This window comes from uncultured Ruthenibacterium sp., assembly GCF_963558415.1.
GTDB lineage: Bacteria > Bacillota > Clostridia > Oscillospirales > Ruminococcaceae > Ruthenibacterium.
This window is the reverse complement of record NZ_CAUWGY010000038.1, coordinates 1-19,481: the sequence shown is the minus strand read 5'-3', so window position 1 is coordinate 19,481 and position 19,481 is coordinate 1. Positions and strand designations below refer to the sequence as shown.

General features: G+C 44.1%; 19 protein-coding genes. 4 read left to right on the top strand and 15 right to left on the bottom strand.

The features are described 5' to 3' along the window. The 7 genes from der to AB5H98_RS07950 form a co-directional block, all read right to left on the bottom strand. The coding region (gene der / locus AB5H98_RS07980) for a ribosome biogenesis GTPase Der (RefSeq protein ID WP_367925385.1) at positions 1 to 1,100 on the bottom strand (1,100 nt) is incomplete at its 3' end. 16 nt (positions 1,101 to 1,116) lie between these two features. Beyond that, a complete protein-coding gene (locus AB5H98_RS07975; RefSeq protein ID WP_367925386.1) occupies positions 1,117 to 2,421 on the bottom strand; it encodes a DUF512 domain-containing protein in 1,305 nt (434 codons plus the stop codon). Between the two features lie 75 nt (positions 2,422 to 2,496). Continuing rightward, positions 2,497 to 2,679 carry a 50S ribosomal protein L32 gene (rpmF, locus tag AB5H98_RS07970; RefSeq protein ID WP_349214864.1) on the bottom strand — a complete coding sequence of 61 codons (183 nt, stop codon included), beginning with the start codon at positions 2,677 to 2,679 and terminating at the stop codon, positions 2,497 to 2,499. 29 nt (positions 2,680 to 2,708) lie between these two features. Next, the gene (locus AB5H98_RS07965) at positions 2,709 to 3,200 is read right to left on the bottom strand and encodes a DUF177 domain-containing protein (RefSeq protein ID WP_367925384.1); all 492 of its coding nucleotides are present in this window, start codon (positions 3,198 to 3,200) and stop codon (positions 2,709 to 2,711) included. A gap of 141 nt (positions 3,201 to 3,341) precedes the next feature. Then, positions 3,342 to 3,746 carry a hypothetical protein gene (locus AB5H98_RS07960; protein ID WP_367925383.1) on the bottom strand — a complete coding sequence of 135 codons (405 nt, stop codon included), beginning with the start codon at positions 3,744 to 3,746 and terminating at the stop codon, positions 3,342 to 3,344. Between the two features lie 37 nt (positions 3,747 to 3,783). After that, positions 3,784 to 5,118 (bottom strand): glucose-6-phosphate isomerase, encoded by a 1,335-nt coding sequence (locus AB5H98_RS07955; protein ID WP_367925382.1) that lies wholly within the window; start codon positions 5,116 to 5,118, stop codon positions 3,784 to 3,786. An 80-nt stretch (positions 5,119 to 5,198) separates the two neighbouring features. Next, positions 5,199 to 6,377 (bottom strand): D-alanyl-D-alanine carboxypeptidase family protein, encoded by a 1,179-nt coding sequence (locus AB5H98_RS07950; protein ID WP_367925381.1) that lies wholly within the window; start codon positions 6,375 to 6,377, stop codon positions 5,199 to 5,201. A gap of 103 nt (positions 6,378 to 6,480) precedes the next feature. Between AB5H98_RS07950 and mtaB the strand changes: the two genes are divergently transcribed. Then, positions 6,481 to 7,773 (top strand): tRNA (N(6)-L-threonylcarbamoyladenosine(37)-C(2))-methylthiotransferase MtaB, encoded by a 1,293-nt coding sequence (mtaB, locus tag AB5H98_RS07945; RefSeq protein ID WP_367925380.1) that lies wholly within the window; start codon positions 6,481 to 6,483, stop codon positions 7,771 to 7,773. Positions 7,774 to 7,813: 40 nt separating this feature from the next. On the opposite strand, the gene AB5H98_RS07940 is transcribed toward mtaB, so the two are convergent. Next, positions 7,814 to 8,995, bottom strand: a complete 1,182-nt coding sequence (locus AB5H98_RS07940) for a DUF1887 family CARF protein (RefSeq protein ID WP_367925379.1) — start codon at positions 8,993 to 8,995, stop codon at positions 7,814 to 7,816. Positions 8,996 to 9,250: 255 nt separating this feature from the next. Here AB5H98_RS07940 and AB5H98_RS07935 point away from each other — a divergent pair, with 255 nt between their 5' ends. From AB5H98_RS07935 to ytvI, 3 genes are all read left to right on the top strand, one after another. Then, entirely contained in the window at positions 9,251 to 9,721 is a 471-nt protein-coding gene (locus AB5H98_RS07935) for a sigma-70 family RNA polymerase sigma factor (RefSeq protein WP_367925378.1), read from the top strand. Further along, on the top strand, positions 9,714 to 11,075 hold the full coding sequence (locus AB5H98_RS07930) for a hypothetical protein (RefSeq protein WP_367925377.1): 1,362 nt from the start codon (positions 9,714 to 9,716) through the stop codon (positions 11,073 to 11,075). The genes AB5H98_RS07935 and AB5H98_RS07930 overlap by 8 nt, the downstream gene beginning before the upstream one ends. A gap of 139 nt (positions 11,076 to 11,214) precedes the next feature. Further along, a complete protein-coding gene (ytvI, locus tag AB5H98_RS07925; protein ID WP_367925376.1) occupies positions 11,215 to 12,276 on the top strand; it encodes a sporulation integral membrane protein YtvI in 1,062 nt (353 codons plus the stop codon). Positions 12,277 to 12,320: 44 nt separating this feature from the next. Here the strand turns inward: ytvI and rlmH are convergent, their stop codons facing one another. From rlmH to gdhA, 7 genes are all read right to left on the bottom strand, one after another. Beyond that, entirely contained in the window at positions 12,321 to 12,806 is a 486-nt protein-coding gene (gene rlmH, locus AB5H98_RS07920) for a 23S rRNA (pseudouridine(1915)-N(3))-methyltransferase RlmH (RefSeq protein WP_367925375.1), read from the bottom strand. Positions 12,807 to 12,820: 14 nt separating this feature from the next. Next, positions 12,821 to 13,612, bottom strand: coding sequence for an MBL fold metallo-hydrolase (locus AB5H98_RS07915; protein ID WP_367925374.1), 792 nt, complete (start codon positions 13,610 to 13,612; stop codon positions 12,821 to 12,823). Positions 13,613 to 13,665: 53 nt separating this feature from the next. Continuing rightward, entirely contained in the window at positions 13,666 to 14,949 is a 1,284-nt protein-coding gene (locus tag AB5H98_RS07910) for a UDP-N-acetylglucosamine 1-carboxyvinyltransferase (protein WP_367925373.1), read from the bottom strand. A gap of 244 nt (positions 14,950 to 15,193) precedes the next feature. Next, the gene (locus tag AB5H98_RS07905) at positions 15,194 to 15,445 is read right to left on the bottom strand and encodes a M23 family metallopeptidase (RefSeq protein WP_367925372.1); all 252 of its coding nucleotides are present in this window, start codon (positions 15,443 to 15,445) and stop codon (positions 15,194 to 15,196) included. After that, positions 15,417 to 16,760, bottom strand: coding sequence for a G5 domain-containing protein (locus AB5H98_RS07900; RefSeq protein ID WP_367925371.1), 1,344 nt, complete (start codon positions 16,758 to 16,760; stop codon positions 15,417 to 15,419). Before AB5H98_RS07900 ends, AB5H98_RS07905 begins: the two co-directional genes overlap by 29 nt. Before the next feature lie 107 nt (positions 16,761 to 16,867). Then, the gene (locus tag AB5H98_RS07895) at positions 16,868 to 17,776 is read right to left on the bottom strand and encodes an RluA family pseudouridine synthase (protein ID WP_367925370.1); all 909 of its coding nucleotides are present in this window, start codon (positions 17,774 to 17,776) and stop codon (positions 16,868 to 16,870) included. A 70-nt stretch (positions 17,777 to 17,846) separates the two neighbouring features. Then, positions 17,847 to 19,196 carry an NADP-specific glutamate dehydrogenase gene (gene gdhA / locus AB5H98_RS07890; protein ID WP_367925369.1) on the bottom strand — a complete coding sequence of 450 codons (1,350 nt, stop codon included), beginning with the start codon at positions 19,194 to 19,196 and terminating at the stop codon, positions 17,847 to 17,849. Positions 19,197 to 19,481: the final 285 nt, after the last annotated feature.

Here is a 19,481-nt window from a genome sequence, read left to right as displayed (position 1 = left end):
CGAGCCAATAAATCATTCAGTACTCCCGTTGTGACGCGCAACGCATTTTGCCCATCCACATACTTAATAAGCTCAAACAATCGGTCCACTCTCTGCCCCGTTTTAGCCGAAATAAAAATAATAGGAGCGTACGCCATAAAGCTAAAATCATTTTCGAGCTTTTTACGCATTTCCTGCATGGTCCTATCGTCTTTTTCAACTGCATCCCATTTATTGACCGCCACAATACATGCCTTTCCCTGCTCATGGGCAAATCCAGCTACTTTTGAATCCTGCTCTGTGAAACCTGTTGTTGCATCAATCAAAATCACACAAACACGAGCACGCTCAACTGCGGCCAAGCTACGCAGGACACTATATCTTTCGACTCCGTCCTCCACTTTTCCTTTTTTTCTGAGTCCGGCTGTATCAATAAATACAAATTTGCCGTAAGTATTTTCCACATCGCTGTCCACCGCGTCACGCGTCGTGCCAGCCTCATTGGCAACAATCATCCGTTCCTCGCCGAGGATAAAATTTACCAAACTTGATTTTCCTACATTGGGACGTCCGATAACCGCAACCGTAATACGATCATCTTCATCTTCCTCATTCGCTTCTTGGGGCAAATATTCACAAATTTTTTCCAACACGTCCCCTGTCCCATGTCCATGCACAGAGGAAACCGGATATGGTTCTCCCAAGCCGAGACTATAGAAATCGTAAAGTTCAAGTGGAGGCGCACCCAAAGAGTCCACCTTATTCACCACGAGCACAACCGGCTTGCCCGAACGCATCAACATATTTGCAATCTCTGTATCTTGAGCCGTCACGCCAGCACGAATGTCTGTAACAAACAAAATGGCCTGTGCCGTATCGATTGCAAGCTGAGCCTGCTGACGCATATGCAGCAAAATTCCATCGTCAATGCTCGGTTCAATTCCACCGGTATCGACCAAAAGAAAATTATGATTTTGCCATTCACAATTTCCATACAACCGATCTCTTGTTACGCCCGGCGTATCTTCCACAATTGCCAATCTCTGTCCGATCAGCTTATTAAACAAAGTCGATTTTCCTACATTGGGACGCCCTACAATGGCTACAATTGGTTTCGACATATACAATCCTTTCTTTTTATCGAATTAACTCCCGAAGCATCTCTTCACCATTCTGAGGGATAATTCGAACCTTTACCTTCAGTGCCTTTTCAAGCTGTTCAATCGTTACATCATCCAAAAAGCGATCCTTTTCCTCACGAAGCATCGCCTCGGGAATTCCTAAAACCCGACTTTTTAAATTTCCTTTAAGTTGCGCAATTAAGTCCTGTCCTGTAACCAATCCGGCCACACTAACGTTCCCGCCAAAAAAATTATTTTGAATAGCATGTACCGTCACATGAATGTTGGGATGTAGCGAATGCAAGGTCTCTGTGAGCATGCGAATCAGAGGCGCGGCCAACGTTCCAGTTGCCACATCAATACGCCGTGAAAAAATTGGATATTTTTGATCCGGAAGAGCCCCCATAAATTCGTCATGGAGGGTACGCCACATTCCCACTCCATTTTCCAGTTGCGGATACTCACCATAATAGCGATCCTCAGGAATTGGGCGTTCTGCCAATAAAAACCACTCATCTCCGGGATAAACTATGCGTACACCGTACTTTTTTTCGTAACGATCGCCATATTCGTCAATAATGTCCAGTACCTCGCAAGCACTCTGTTTGTCATAAGGTTCTAAAGGATAAAGCCCCTCTCGATACTTGGTCAACCCACTTGGCACAGCTGCGATACTTTTTATAGCCGGATAAAGACTCGCCAATTTCTCAATGCTTTTTCTTAAATGATCCCCATCATTAATTCCTTTGCAAAGCACCAGTTGACAATTCATTTCAATGCCCGCTTGTGCGAACTCATCAATATAACTAAGCACTTCTCCAGCGTGTTTATTCTTCATCATTTTTACACGCAATTCCGGTTCCACTGTATGAACAGAAATGTTGATTGGAGAAATATGCATTTTTTTAATACGCTCAATTTCATGCGCATTAAGATTGGTCAACGTCACGTAATTTCCAAATAAAAATGATAGCCGCTCGTCATCATCTTTAAAATACAGCGTTTCACGCATGCCTTTAGGCATCTGATCGATAAAACAAAACATACATTTATTTTTGCAAGAATGTTTCTTATCAATCAAATAACTTTCAAAATTGCAGCCCAGCGGTTGATATTCTGCTTTTTCTATCTGCAGGTACTCCAGCTTCGCGTCTCTCATCACAGCTAGTTCCAAATGGGAACCGGATGAATAAAACTCGTAATCTAGCATATCATTGATTTCATTTCCATCAATCGAAAGCAACGTTCCACCCGAAAGTTTCGCCGCTTCTGCCGGTGATCCTTTTTCCACACCTGTGATGCGTACCGCCAACCGTGGCACATCCTTTCCTACAAAATCCAAATAAAAAACAAAGGGGAAGGTTCCCCTTCCCCATGTCTTTCTGCGGGAAGCCAATTACGCTTCCTTTTTCACGATTTCCTTGCCCTTGTAGTAGCCGCAATTGCCGCATACCTGATGGGGAAGTTTATACTCGCCGCACTGTGTGCACTTTGCCAGTGTGGGCGCAGTCAGCTTCCACACGGAGGAGCGCCTCTTATCGCGTCTTGCCTTGGAAACCTTTCTCTTGGGTACTGCCACTGTAAGCACCTCCTCATTGTGTGAATCATTTAAGATAGCAGTTGTTTTAATATGGATAGCCTTTCATCCACGGCATCGTTGGTTTCATGCGTGCAAGCACATGGTTTTTTTCTGCCGCAAATGGGGCAAAGCCCTGCACAGTCATCGCTGCAAAGCAGCACTGTCGGTACTTCGAGCAAAAGCTCGGAATAAGCAAGCTCGTGTGTGTCTAACTTTCCATCCGGCAAAAAAGGCAATTCAGCGTCAATATCAGACAAATCTGTTTCCCGAATCGGATAAACTCGATCCACACGAAAAATCTGTTGCGATGGCTCGAGACAACGCGCACACTCATAGTCCACTTGCGCTTCCAAGAAGATTTTAAAATCTAAAATCTTCCCATTGAGTTCTGCCTCAAATATAGCCCGAACAGGATCACGCACCTCATAGCCAGGAAAATTCTCCTGCGAAAGGTCGATTTTTTCCTCTACTTTTATAGGTGCATCATATGCATTGAAAATCTTTTTGACATCAAAAAGCATACGCACACTCCTCAAAAGGTCGCTTAGCTATTATAACTGCAAAGCATCTATTTGTCAATACTATTTGTAGAAAAAAGCGCACTCCTGACAACAGAAAACGCAGGGGCCCTGCTTTGGCCCCTGCATTTTGTAACTCTAAAATTACAGGTATTTTTTTACACCGTCTGTCAACTGTGCCATATCTGCCGAAACAGTTACGACCACTTTTACAGAGTCGCCAGCCAGAGCGTTCACCTTATCTAACAATGTGCCCAAACCTTCCATGTCATGATTGCCAAGTTTTAACACACCATCCAGATAGATTTCCACAATATCATAGTTACCTGCCAAAATGCCTGCCATGAATCCGTAGAGCATTTCATAGCCTTCAATTTTATATTCATCCACATCAATTAAACGCGCGTTGTGGTCAATATCATAAGTGAGCTTCATGGACTTCTCAATGCAAACAATGTTGCCGGGAGTCGTCTTAGCGCTCTCATTAATCATGTCAATCATTTTTTTCGTCTTGCCGGAACCCTTGCCGCCAATAATCAGTTGAATCATAGGAATGCCTCCTTTATTTTGACACCATCCGGTGCATTTAACGAAGTTTCGCTTCCAGTTCCGCCTTGCGGTCCTCATAGCCAGGTTTTCCCAGCAGAGCGAACATATTTTTCTTATAACTCTCCACTCCCGGCTGATTAAACGGGTTCACACCCATTAAATAGCCAGAGATGGCACATGCCTTTTCAAAGAAGTAAATAAGATATCCCAAATCGAATTCGGTCAGGCTATCGACCTCTAACAGCACATTGGGCACTCCCCCGTCTGTGTGTGCCAGAATGGTTCCTTCCATCGCCTTACGATTTACAACGCTCATGTTTTGCTCAGCAAGGAAATTGAGACCGTCAAAATTCTCCTCGCTTGTCTCAATGTAAAAATCCTTTTGCGGATTCTTAATATCAACAACTGTCTCAAACATGATTCGGGCGCCGTCCTGGACAAACTGTCCCATAGAGTGCAGATCCGTAGAGAAAATCACGCTAGCCGGGAAAAGTCCTTTTTTATCTTTGCCCTCAGACTCACCGAACAGTTGCTTATACCATTCGTTCATCAAGGTAAAGTTTGGCTCATAGCAAGCGAGCAGCTCAATCGATTTGCCCTTTCGATAAAGGATATTACGAGTGGCAGCGTAACGATAGCAGTCATTGTTTTCGTCACAAACAGCCAACGCCTCACGCGCAGCAGCAGCACCTTCCATCAACTTATCGATGTCACAGCCAGCAGCCGCAATGGGCAACAGACCCACCGCCGTTAAAACAGAATAGCGGCCTCCTACATCGTCGGGAACGACAAATGTCTCATACCCTTCTTTATCCGCCAACTCTTTTAAAGTTCCACGCGCCTTATCCGTAGTCGCATAAATTCGGCTCTTTGCGCCCTCTTTACCATACTTTTTCTCCAGCATACTGCGGAAAACACGAAAAGCGATTGCCGGCTCCGTCGTCGTACCAGATTTTGAAATAATATTCACAGAGACATCTTTGCCCTCGCACAGGGCAATCACATCCTGCAAATAAGAAGGGCTAATCGAATTGCCGACATAAAAAATCTGAGGTGTCTTCTTACAAGTATTGTTATACAAAGTTCCCTTTAGCGCTTCAATCGCCGCACGAGCACCCAAGTAACTTCCACCAATACCAATTACAACCAAAATATCACTGTCAGAAATAATTTTTTCCGCAGCTTTTTTGATTCGCGCAAACTCTTCCTTGTCGTAATTAACCGGCAAATCCACCCAGCCAAGGAAATCATTTCCCAGACCCTTGCCCGAATGAAGCAGTTCATGCGCAACTTTCACCTGCGGAAAAATCGCGGTGTATTCGTCTTCGTTGATAAACGGAGCAAGATGTTTGCCATTCATTTTGACACTCATACAGAAACCTCCGAACCTTGAATTTTTATATATTAACTATATCAGAAGGTCTGTCTGGTGTCAATTGAAGGCATCGATTTTTATAAAGTAAATATCGCCCTAAAAAGCATAGAAAATGCCGTTGAAAAATCCATTTTGGCAACTTCACCCGTCGCAACAATTGGATAGGTTCCAAGAACAGTTTGATCTGTTCGCAGGGTTACCTCTCCTACTTTCTCTCCCTGTGGGACCGGAGCATCCAATTGCGATGGCAATGTGGCCTCTGCGGTCAACGTCTGCCCTTCTCCCTTTTTCAATAAAATCTTTTCCGGCACCGCGTACTCAAGTGATACTTGCTGTGCCACTCCGCCTTTGACCGGCAAAGTTTGCAGTTGCCCCGCAATCGCAGGAAAATCCGCAGTTTCATAATTGGCAAAGCCATAATCCAAAAGCTGCGTGGCGGCATCAAAACGTTCGGCGCTGGAGGGAGAGCCCAGCACCACCGCCAATAACCCCATACCGTCCCTTTCGGCAGAAGCGGAAATGCATACACCTGCCCCATTGGTTGTTCCCGTTTTCAATCCGGTAATTCCCGGATAGCTTTTTAGCAGCTTATTGGTATTGACCATCTGGGTTTCACCGTTTCTGAGACTATCCATCCAAATTCCGCAATATTCCAAAATCTTTGGGTGTTTTAACAATTCCATCGACATAACAGAAACATCTCGTGCCGAAGAATAATGACCTTGCGCATCCAATCCACATGCATTTACAAAATGAGTGTGTTCCATTCCCAATTCTTGCGCCTTGGCATTCATCATTTCAGCAAAAACCGGTTCCGATCCTCCTACAAATTCCGCTACCGCCACGGCCGCATCGTTTGCCGAACAAACACAAATCGCTTTGATCAATTCATCCAATGTAAACTGTTCGCCAGGCTCCAGCCAAATCTGACTCCCCCCCATATTATAGGCATGCTCCGAAATAGGAACAATATCCGTCATGGAAACCTTTCCCGCCTCCACGGCTTCCAATGTTAAAAGCAAGGTCATCACTTTTGTAATCGATGCAATTGGAACCTCGTCATCCGCACCCTGTTCATACAATACCGTTCCCGTATCCATATTGACCAAAATTGCGTTTCGGCAGGGCAGATTCAGTACTGCACCGGTTCCCTCCGTGGAATCCTGTGCAAAAGCAGTCGGCAGGGCACAGTTTAAAACAAACGCCGACGCCAATATAAACGCCGCCAGTTTTTTCCAAACGACAGTTTTTTTCATGACCTATATCCCTCCTCGATGATTTCACTCAATCATATGAGGATGGGTTGTGATTTTATCCGCGTTTTTGTATAATAAAACTACAAAATAATGAGGTGACGACTTGAAAATTGCATTTTATACTTTAGGTTGCAAAGTTAACCAAAACGAAACAGGCGCGCTTATGCAATTATTTTGCGAAAACGGATTTTCTTTGGCTGCCCCTACGGAAGAGGCCGACGTATACGTGGTAAATAGTTGCACAGTTACTTCCGGTGGAGATAAAAAAAGCCGGCAGTGGCTTCGCCGGGCCAAACGGCAAAACCCTGAGGCCGTTACTGTACTAACCGGTTGCTATCCGCAGGCATTTCCCGAAGAAGCTGCTGGCGCTACGGAAGCAGACGTTATAACTGGCAGCAAAAATCGCGCTCATCTTTTGGATGATGTTCTTCAATTTTTGCAGACTCGGGAGCGTATTGTAGATATTGCGCCTCATCAGCAAAAAGATTTGTTTGAAGAGCTTCCTATGGAAGCTTTGGCCGGACATACACGTGCATTTATGAAAATCGAAGATGGGTGCAATCGCCGCTGTGCCTATTGCGTTATTCCCCGCGCACGCGGAAATGTGCGTAGCCGACAGGAAGAAAACGTACTAAAAGAATTGGCAATTCTTTCAAAAGCCGGATACCGTGAAGTCGTTTTTTCCGGAATTAATCTTTCAAGCTACGGACAAGATATTCAAAGCAGTCTTTGGCACATTGTACAGCGAGCATCACAAATAGACGGAATTGAACGAATCCGCTTGGGTAGCTTAGAGCCGGATCTATTGGACGATTACTGCATCCAACAATTGGCAGCCGTTCCCGAACTTTGTCCCCAATTTCATCTTTCTTTGCAAAGCGGTTGTACCGCCACTTTGCGGCGAATGCGTCGTGTATACACCACAGATGAGTATCGGTCTGTGGTTCAAAAGCTTCGCAAAGCATTCCCAAGTGCTACATTCACAACGGATATCATTGTAGGTTTTCCTGGGGAAACGGATGCTGAATTCGCCGAAACAATCGCTTTTGTTCATGAAATTGGATTTTTAAAAGTACACGTTTTTTCTTACTCACGCCGCTTTGGCACTCCCGCTTACGATATGCCCAATCAGATCGATGAATCCATAAAAGCAGAGAGGAATCATATTTTACAAAAAGAGGCGGATTCTGTCCGTCGCAGAATTATAGAGGAACGCAAAGGACAATCTGTTGATGTTTTATTAGAAAAGCCAGTTGCCAAGGATCGTTACACTGGCTACACCAAAGAATATATTCCAGTTTTGATTCATGCTCCCGGCCACAAACAAGGGGAAATTGTATGTGCTCAGCTTGGAAGTTTCGACGGAGAACGCTGTTTAGCGATTCCTTTGGATTAACAAAAAGAGAGAGACAGCAAATGCTGTCTCTCTTTTTTCCTTATTTAGCTACAACCCTTTGAAGGCTCTGTACAAATTCACCTCGCTGCAAATTTCCTCTATCTAAAAGTGTAATTTGTAAATCTTTTGCACGTTGGGACAGCGGGCGATTTTCTTCATGCACATTAGCTGCCGTCAGCATAACCGTTCTTGTGCGCCCACCGCCAAATTTCTCGCTCAGAATCTTGATCTCTGTCAGCGCCAGGGGCGAAGGCACCCCCATCTTACAGGAGATAAAAACCGGTGTTATTCCCTGCACTACAAGAATATCTATCTCGTTTCTCGTACTTGGGGTTTTTCCGCGAGCATTATCCCAGTCCACTATGACACTTGTTCGTACATCTTTAAATAGACCGCTTTGTTTTGCAGCCAAATACCCGTACAGCTCCAACCAAATTCCATGATTCTGAAGACATTTTTTAATTTTAATATCCCGATAACGAAAATGGACATGCCCATTTTCTATTTTCAAATCCAAGATAACCCCGCATTGCATAAGCCGTTCCAAAATACTCTCATTGCAACGTGCTGTTATCTGTTGATTGACACGAATAACCGTATTCGCATCAACAAACAAATCTTCATCTTTTTTTCCAACACTTGCCGCCTGAAAATACCCGACTGTCGCCCCCCACGCATCCGGATTTTTTAGTACAATCTCCCACACATCGGGAATGCTTTTCTCAAAATCTTCGTCCATTTCTTCCGGTGTAAAATGGCCATAACCAACCAACTTGGCTCCGGCCAAAGCAAAAACATCTTCGGCTGTAAGCTGCGGCATACAAAATCGGCTAGATAAACCTTCGCAGCCATTGAGATTAGACAACCTTCCTCGATCTATATCAATGTAATAAGCCGGCACATTGTGTTCTCGACAAAAAATCCCCGCAGCAAGCAAAACCAAATCCTTTCCACCTGTGCAATCAAATACACAGTCCGGATAATCTTTACAAATTGCCTCCATTGTTTTCTCGATTGCCTTAATGTCGGAGGTATTGATGTAGTAAAATCTGGATACTGTCTGTAGCCCTCTACTTTTAAAAAAACGTTCCACCGCTGTTTCTTTTCGCAAGGAAGAGTCCCTGGCGTCACAAATATACACAATCATTTCCGGCTGGAAGATACAGGCCGATAACACATTTTCCAAAGGCTCTTTATCGTACAACTCTACAATGGTTCTCATACTATATCAACCGCCTTCCGGGTGTTATTTGTTTTATTCCATTTTAATGCCGTAGATGCCTTCACGCAAGCACCTGTTGTTATTTTAAATAAACCAGTTATAATGGAAAAGTACTACTTGGTTTTTAACAAGTTCTTTTCTTACGCTAAAAATTTGTGAAAGTTTTTTCCAAGTTGTAACGTATCATTATTAGAAAGGCTGGTGACGCCGAAAATGGCACCACCGCAGCTCCCGGTTTGTGAGACCCCACCCGATATGGAGCGAATTGTACGAGAATATGGCGACACATTGCTGCGTACTTGTTTTATTTACTTAAAAGACGTTCACTTGGCACAGGATGCTGTTCAAGATACATTCCTAAAAATTTATCGTAATTACGATAAATTCAATGCTAATTCTAGTGAAAAAACATGGATTATGCGCATTGCTATCAATGTATGCAAAGATTATTTGCGCAGTGCGTGGCATCGCCGAGTCAATGTCCAAGAAGTTTTGGCTGAAATTCCAACTAGCAGTGAAACGCACGAAGATGATACTCTTTTACTGGAAATTATGCGTCTGAAACCGCATTACCGGGAAGTTATTCTTCTGTTTTACTATCATGACATGAAAATCAGCGACATCGCAAAAGTGGTTGGGGCTCCCGAATCAACAGTTTCTGTACGTTTAAAACGTGCTCGAGAACAATTAAAAAAGAGATTGGAGGATTGGTACGAAGATGACTAACCATGAGCGTATTCAACAGGCATTGGATCGCCGTCTGAACGCATTGCACGTATCCGAAAACACCTCATCTCTTGTTTTTCTCTCTCCACGGCGCAAAACCCATCCGTTTAGAAAAGTTGTAGCGTTGGCCGTGGCGGCCGCATTTACATTCGTTTTCAGTGTAAGTGTCCTTGCAGCTTCGTTTCCTCCCCTTCAGCGTCTTTTTGAAAAAGCCGGCATTCAGCTTTCTTCATTGATGCAGCCTGTAGAACTTTCCTGCGTATCTGAAGGAATCGAGATGCAAGTATTGGCTGCTGTAAATGACGATGAACGAGTTACTGTTTACCTCGCCCTACGCGATCAGGAAGGATCTCGTATCAATGAAAAAACAGTTTTGTCCAATCTGCAAATTGCCGGAACCTTAGGCCCTTGTGATGTTGCAATGGTTGACTTTGACCCCAGCACTGGTATAGCCATCTACCGTCTGTCCGGTTATGGAATTGACGAATTGGACGGAAAACCCATTACCGTAGAAGTCAAAACCCTATTAAACGAAATGGAAAATGTTCACCGTCAAAATACCGGATATCCACTTGGCGAATTAAGCAACCTTGAATATGCACTGCAGGAAGGCATTAATATTAACGGCAGTTCCGTCGTATACACTTCAGACGGACGTTCTCCCTTCGGCGATGTAACGCCGCCGGTGTTAGAAAAATCTGAGCTTCCTGAAGGTTGGAACCCCAATCTTCCCTGGGGAACAATCACCGCTGTCGGATTTGTCGAAAACTCTGTTCACGTACAAGTAAAAATAAGCGAACTTGGGCGCTATGCTCGTGCCGATCTTTATTTGCTTGATTCCAACGGACAGGAATTAAATACAGGAAGCGGGACTTTAGAATTTGGGCAGCAATATTCAGAACTGAACGCAGATTATAGTGAATACATCGAATATATTCTGCCTGTTCCTGCTGGCCAATCTTTGGACGATTTTTCGCTGTATTTCGATGCCCTTTCTTACGGCAGTGCTGTACGCGGTAATTGGCACGTTACTTTTACCCTGGATAGTGTCTACAAGCAGGCATCTTTCCCTTGTGATATAACATTTGATTCTGTCCACTATACAGAAGTGACACTTTCTCCCCTCGGAATATCCATTCATGGCGAAGGGCTGCAGGCGAACGGAGAAACTCCAACGGTGCAGGCATACGACGAAAACGGCCAAGAGATCGAATTTTATGTTTCCTCTACCATCTTCTCATTTGAAGACGATGGCACTTCCACTCTTACCGTTCAACATGATTTTAGAATTCCTGTGCTTCCAGAAAATGTTAGTAAGCTTCTCATAAACGGCGAAGAAATCTCTCTTTCATAACATCTTTTAACACTCCCTCTTTCAGAGGGAGTGTTTTTTTATTTTCTCGCATAATTTTTACACTTATTTTTCTTCGCATTCTATATTTTTTTTGAAAAATTTACTATAATAAGTTTAGACTTACCAAAGGAGAACGTCCATGTCTACTGAAAAAATGCGCAATTTCATCATTCGCTTTGTCTTTTACTGTATCATTATTGGCCTTATTTTTATTGTCTTAAAATATGTTGTCCCGATTCTTCTTCCTTTTATGGTCGGATTTTTAATTGCGTTTTTTCTCAAGCCAGTTATCAATAAAATTTCTGACAAAACGCAAAAAAGCCGTCGGGTCGTTGCCATACTCACACTTATCGTTTTTTACATCCTTCTTTCCACGTTATTGATCGTTTTAGGAAGCAAAGCTGTCATCTTTTTAAGCGATACTTTTAAAATGCTTCCTACTGTATATGCTAATGTCATCGATCCTGCTCTTACGTCTGTTCAAGACATTTTGCTTCAATTCATGCAAGGATTTGATGAATCCACACGAGATGTTATCGCAAGCATCGGTGAAAGCATGAATGACGGATTAGGCGATTTGATTGCCGCTATTTCCTCTGCTGCATTAAGCATTGCTACCAACGCCGCTAGTTCTCTTCCCGCATTCCTAGTCAATTTTTTAATTACAATCATCGCCTCGTTTTTCTGTGTAGTAGACTATTACAAAATCACGTCCTTTATTGTTGGCCTGATTCCACCCCGCGGAAAAGAGGTTCTGTTCAAAATCAAGGAACATGGCATCGACGTTCTTTTAAAATTCGGCAAAGCATATGCGATTCTTCTCTTTTTAACGTTTATCGAACTGAGCATTGGACTTTCACTGTTACAAATTGATTATGCCATTTTGATTGCCGCCGGTACAGCCGTTGTAGACATTCTCCCTGTGTTAGGGACAGGAACTATTTTGATTCCTTGGGGCGTTGTTAATCTTGTTTTAGGAAACTTTCCATTGGGAATCGGTCTTTTGGTATTGTATGCAATCATTACCGTTGTACGTCAAACACTCGAACCACGTGTTGTAGGAAAGCAAATTGGCTTGTACCCACTGGTCACTCTTATGTGCATGTTTGTTGGCTCTTATCTATTTGGAATCGTAGGCCTATTCGGTGTTCCAATTGCTGTAACCATTGTGGTGCAGCTTCGTCGCTCCGGCGATATTTAAAAACAGCGCTCTGCTTTTCAAACTAGGCAGAGCGCTGTTTTTTATTATTTATGATATTTGTTTCCGCTTTGTATGCAAAACGCCCGATAAATCTGTTCTAACAGCATAACTCGTGCCAATTGATGCGGAAAGGTCATTTTGCTCATTGAAAATCTATAGTCCGCCAGTTTCTTGACGGCATCGGCCAAACCGTGTGAAGAGCCGATTACAAACGTTACACTTCCCTCTCCACTGATTGCCCTCTGTTCAAGAAAAACGGACAGTTCCTCACTGCTAAGCTGTTTACCTTCAATGCACATCGCTACCAAAACGCCAGGTCTCACAACATGACGCAAGATCTCTTGTGCTTCCTTCTCTAGCGTTTTCTGAATCGTGCTTTGTGAAACATTTTTTTCGCGAATTGTTTCTTCCGGCAATTCAACAATATTCAATTTGCAAAAAGCCGATAAGCGTTTTTGATACTCTGCTGCAGCTTCACGAAAATAAGATGCATTCAGCTTTCCAAGAACGATTAAGGTGATTGACTGCAAAGCGTTCTCTCCCTTCAAAATTCAAAAAGCGGTGATATCTCATGTCTTCGAGCGGCCTGAACTCTGGTTTGTGAATCCGGGATATATCCATTTGTCGCCAACATGCACTGTACAGTCGCCAAAGCCAGTTCTGGTGTATTATTTTCCTGACTAATGTGACACAGGCTAAAATTTTTACACCCCGATTGCATCAGGCGTAAAATAGTACGTGCACATTCTTCATTGCTCAAATGACCACGCTCTGAAGAAATTCGCATCTTTAAGTAATACGGATAATGTCCCGTCATCAACATATTCAAATCATAATTCGATTCAAGCGCAACAAGATCAGCAAAATACAAATTTGCCATCACTTCATCACTTATAAAGCCAAGGTCCGTCGCAATCGATACAACCTTTCCCTCTGGTGTAACAATTCGATATCCGCAACAGTCTACGGAATCGTGGCTTGTAGAAAAGCTTTGAATCGAAAAGCCATCCAGCTCTTCTTCACGGCCATCTACCGCGATTGCAGACACACCTGCCGGTATAATTCCACGTTCTTCCAAAACATCTAAAGTCGCTGCACTGGAATAAACTGGAACTGGATATTTTTTCAAGAAAACATTTAACCCGCCGACATGGTCCGAATGTTCATGTGTCACTAAAATTCCAAGCAAATCCCGCGGAGAAACGTCCAACGTCTTCAACGCCGTCAGCGTAGAACGACAACTTTTCCCCATATCTACCAATAAAAAGCGTCCATTCTCCTCGATAAATGCACAATTCCCGGACGACCCTGAATAAAGTGTGGTAAAACGCGCCATAAAACTCCCTCAGAAAAAAATCCTTCGGTCCAAACCGAAGGATTCCTCTTTCCTCAAATTACTTTTCTCATATTGCTAGCCGGACGCTCCACACGTTTGATATCAGCGCCCAATCCTTGCAGCTTTTCAACAATATCTTCATAGCCCCGCTCGATATGACTAATATCCTCAATTTCTGAAATACCATCTGCGGCCAAAGCAGCCATCACAAGAGCCGCTCCCGCCCGAAGATCCGGAGCACGTAGAGGCGCTGCCTGCAATTCAGCAACCCCCTCAATCACTGCCACACGTCCTGCAACCTGAATATTCGCTCCCATGCGAGCAAGCTCATCCACATAACGGAAACGATTCTCCCAAATTCCCTCAGTGATAATGGAGGTTCCTTTTGCAAGAGTAAGCAGAACCGACATTAAGGGCTGCATATCCGTTGGGAAGCCAGGATGAGGCATCGTTTTGACATTCAAAGGTTCAATATCTCCTGTACGGCTGACACGAACCGAATCATCAAACTCTTCTACTACGGCTCCCGCTTTTTCCAATTTGGATGTGATGGGTTCAAGATGTTTCGGAATTACATTCTTGATCAAAACATTCCCACCGGTAATGGCCGCTCCCACCATATAGCTACCGGCCTCAATCTGATCGGGAATAATGGAATAAGTGCATCCATGCATGCGCTTGACACCTCGAATTTTAATTACATCCGTGCCAGCCCCACGCACATCTGCGCCCATGGTATTCAAGAAATTTGCCACATCAACAATATGCGGTTCCTTGGCCACATTTTCCAGAACAGTCATACCATCTGCCATCACTGCCGCCAACATCGCATTAATGGTAGCGCCTACAGAAACCGTATCAAAAAATACCTCTTCGCCCACTAAACGAGATGCTCTAACATCGATCATGCCATTGTCTACCGCATCCCTTGCACCCAACGCCGAAAAGGCTTTAAGATGCTGGTCGATAGGTCTCGGGCCTAAATCGCATCCACCCGGCATAGCCACCGTCGCACGGCCAAAACGTCCCAGCAACGCTCCCAAAAAATAATAAGATGCTCGCATTGCCCGGGATAAATCATCTGGTACACTTGTCCCATGCAGATGCGTTGTATCGATTTCAAGAGAATGCTTGTCCAGCATACGAACTTGTGCACCCATCGCACTTAAAATATCCACCGAGGCACCTACATCGCTGATGCTGGGCAAATTTTCTATAATACATTTATCAGCCGCCAAAATGGTGGCGGGAAGGATCGCCACGGCCGCATTTTTCGCACCGCTGATTTCCACTTCGCCTACCAGCGGTTTCCCGCCGTGAATGATAAATTTCTTCACTCGTTACGACTCTCCTTTGAGAAACTGTTCCGACCCCACCAAGTGTATGTCACAACTCTTTTAGTATACACGCCTTTTAATCAAAATAAAAGTAAAAATTCATTTTTAATGCATTTTACCAAAATACACCTGCGCAGGCAGGCCTTTATATTATAGCGTGCAATATTAAATTTTGCAAATCTAGTTTGATAGTTATACCAAAAAGCGCCGCAGGGAGATCTCCCTGCGGCGCATAAAAAGAGCATTACGGTGGACTGATAAAATTGTACGGATTCGTTAATACGCCGTCTTTGGTAAATTCCAAGTGGCAATGATTTCCAGAAGAGTTTCCGGTAGAGCCCATCCGTGCGATTGGCTGTCCTTTGACGACGTAGTCTCCCTCCGAAACCAACAATTCTGAACAGTGAGCATACAAAGTAGTGTACCCATTGCCATGATCAATCTTGACAAACAAACCATAAGTCCAATTAGAAGTACCTGCTCCGTTTTCTACCATAGGCCCCGGTAATATCCAATCCACGATGGCCATAACCCATACCACGTGAAATACCACTATAGCCTGGAACCGGCCAAATAAAATTCCCATCGCCCGGCTCACCGACTGTGCCATTGTACTGATTGAGCGTTCCATACAAAATAATTTCTGTAACGGGTTCTGAAACAACTTCTTGAGAAAGTATCACTTTCTGCAACTCGACACCGTTCATATCATAAACAACATCTGCCGTTACAGTCTGCCCAGCCACACCTGCTTGCTGGATCACTTCATCTCCCCAACTTAAATCGGCCGATTGGCTGGTAACCGTTTCATACGGAATCTCCTCTTGATAAGTGATCCGTTGAATTTGTTGCACTTCCAAGCAATTCATTGTAACGGTGCTACCATCAGACAACGTAAACGGAGCATTTCCAACCAGCCTATCTACCAGTTCCTGCGCAGAAATTAAGGTATTGGTAAAGTAAAGACCTGGAATTACTTCCACATTATGTCGAAAACGTACGCTCCAATCGGATTGTCCCGGTTTTTCATAAGGAGCCTGCGCTTGTTCCAACGCCTCATTTACCGCTTCACTTTCTTGCGTTACTCCCACCAGAGTGCCGTTGACCATGACGCCCGTGGCCTCAACAAATTTTTCAGATGAAGTGGCAATGATACGGTTAGCTAGTTCAGCTTGATCGGACAAAGCTTCATCGCTTACCACAGACAATGTAAAAGTTGCCTCTCCTTCCCATTGGGAACGGTCTGCATCTGACTGTAGTCGCTGTTGAACCAAATTTTGGGCATCCTCGTAGACAGTCTCATTGTCAATAAAACCTACTATTTGCCCATTATATTCTACCGAAAGAGCAAACGTATAACTTAAAACCGTGTGAACTGTAAATACAAGAATTGCACTAGCACCTAGAGGCAACAAGTACGCTAGTGCATTCCAAATCAAATCACGATACGCACGTACACCTCTTTTAAAGTAGTTCCAACCCTTTTGTGCAACATCCTGTGAGCCTGCCTCTCGCTCTTGGCGCATCATTGTCCGAAGATTGCGCATACCTTGAGCGATTTGTTTCCAAGGAGCCAGCACGTCTTCCAAAATCGTACCAAAAAATGATTTCAGCAAACCGCCCAGTAAGCCGAAAATCCAAATGAACACGCCAGCGAAACCATGTATGATATGGCGAATGCCCCTTGCAAAACTAATAAAAAAATACTCGGTATGATAGCCCGTATCGTAAAACAGCCGTCCCAGCAAATGCGTGACTGCACGGGGAGATATCTCTCCGTCGCGGAAATAACGTTTCCACTGTTTTTTCAACGCCGGAGCCTCCTTTTTTCACTTTAGTATTGTTAAAGTCTATAACTATTTTATTATACACGAAAAAAATGACGGCGCAACCTAAAAACTTTTATGCACCTTCTTTTTCACAGATCATTAACAATTACCTTTTCTTTAAAAAGCCAATTTTCCGCCTGCCTGACGCTCATTCCATCAACGAACAATTGCATATCCTGGGGTAAAGGCAAACGTACGCGCACCTCGTTAAACACAGAAAACGTTAACTCTCCGCAATGAAGAGCCGGACGCCCAAAATGAACCTTTGCACCATAAAAAGAATCACCTGCCAAAGGATAACCGAGCCATGAAAAATGCACTCGGATTTGATGCGTCCGTCCCGTTATGGGAATGCAACGAATCAAACTAAATCCATTTTTTGTTCCCAAAACCTCATATTCGGTACAACTTGGTTTTCCATCTGCTGCAACCTGTCGTTTAATGATAGAATCCGGACAATGCGCAATCGGAGCGTCAATGATGCCACTTTTGCGAGGCACGCTCCCCTCTACCACTGCATAATAAACTTTCTTGCAATTGGCTGCCAAAATCGGCGCTGCATATGCATTCATGGCGCATAAAACCATGCCAGAAGTTCCTCGGTCTATCCGATTCACTGGCCGAAACAATGTACTGCTTTTACGTTTATCCATTTCTCCGTAAAAAGCATTTGCAAGCGTATCCGCCTTATACCCCCTCGTGGGATGTACTGTCTGACCCGGCGGCTTGTCAAGCACCATAGCATGCTCATCTTCATATAACACTGAGAGTGGAATATCCTGAGGCTGTACATTGGTATTTTTTTCGGGCGGAAGCCAAAAACAAATACGATCACCAGTATGGACCCGGGCGTTTGTATGTATTTCAGTGTCGTTGCAAAAAAAGCCTCTATCCTGCTTAATAGCTGTACACAATCCTGAAGATACGCGTTTTAAACGGAGAAAATCTCTTAAAAACAACCCGTTCTCTTGCTGGTGTACCAAAAATTCAAGCCTCACATACTCACCACCTTAAAACAAAAAAGCAGCCAGAAAATTCTGGCTGCTTTTAATTGTATAGAAAAAGCAATCAATATGCAATGCCTTGTGCTAACATTGCATCTGCCACCTTGATAAAGCCGGCCACATTGGCGCCAACCATCAGGTTGCCCTCCACACCGCATGCCTTAGAGGCATCATAAGCATTGTGGAAAATATTTTTCATGATTCCTTTGAGGCGTTCATCCACTTCTTCAAAAGTCCAAGACAAACGCAAAGAGTTCTGGCTCATTTCCAAACCACTGGTCGCAACACCGCCTGCATTAGCTGCCTTTGCTGGACCATACAGCACACCATTCTCAAGATAGACATTAATCGCCTCGGGAGTAGAAGGCATATTGGCTCCTTCGCAAACAACTTTGCAGCCATTGGCCACCAGCAATTTCGCGCTTGCCTCATCAATTTCGTTTTGTGTTGCACAAGGCAAGGCAATATCACACGGAATGCTCCAAATTCCAGAACAGCCATCGTGATATTCGGCAGTTGTTACTTCGTTCACATATTCCTTAATACGTCCACGGCGTACCAATTTAATTTCTTTTACCAGATCCAAATTGATGCCGTTCTTGTCATAGATATAACCGTTGGAATCCGACAATGCCACAACCTTTCCGCCCAACTGCGTCGCCTTTTCAGTAGCAAAAATTGCAACATTTCCAGAACCTGAAATCACAACAGTTTTCCCTTTAAAACTGTCATTTTTCATACAATTCAAAGCTTCTTCAGTGAAGTAGCACAAGCCATAACCAGTCGCCTCTGTACGAGCCAAGCTACCGCCATAGGAAAGACCTTTGCCTGTCAAAACGCCTGTTACTTCATTGCGCAGACGTTTGTACTGACCAAACATATAACCGATTTCACGTGCACCAACACCAATATCTCCAGCAGGAACATCCGTGAACTGGCCAATGTGCTTGCTCAATTCTGTCATAAAGCTCTGGCAAAAGCGCATAATCTCCGCATCCGATTTCCCCTTGGGATCGAAGTCAGAACCACCTTTACCGCCACCCATGGGCAGTCCTGTCAGACTGTTTTTGAAAATCTGCTCAAATCCCAAGAACTTGATGACCGAAGCATTGACCGAAGGATGCAAACGCAATCCACCTTTGTATGGACCAATAGCTGAATTGAACTGCACACGATATCCGCGGTTGACATGTACTTTTCCTGCATCATCCATCCAGGAAACACGGAATTGAATAAACCGCTCCGGCTCAACCAGTCGCTCCAGAACACCCCATTGCTCCAATTCCGGATGTCTCTCTACATAGACTTCCAGGCTCTCGAGCACCTCGCGCACCGCCTGCAAGAATTCCTTCTCACTAGCACTGCGAGATTCCACTTCTGCGTATACTTTCTTCAAATACTCGTTTTTTAACATTTCCTTTCCCCCTTTGTTCCGCAGTACATTGTGCCTACATGCACAACTGTCTGCCTTATGGAAAAAATTATAATCACTTTTTGCGAGTGATTCAAGTAAAAATCTTTTAAACGGTCAGAAAAAATCCAGAAAATTGACGCGAACATCAGATTGTGCTATACTGTCTTGGTCCAAATGAGCAAAACATACGGCGGCGAGGCATTTTGTCTTGAGGAAAGTCCGGGCTCCATAAGGGAATGGTAACTGCTAACGGCAGCCGGGGGTGACCCCAGGGATAGTGCAACA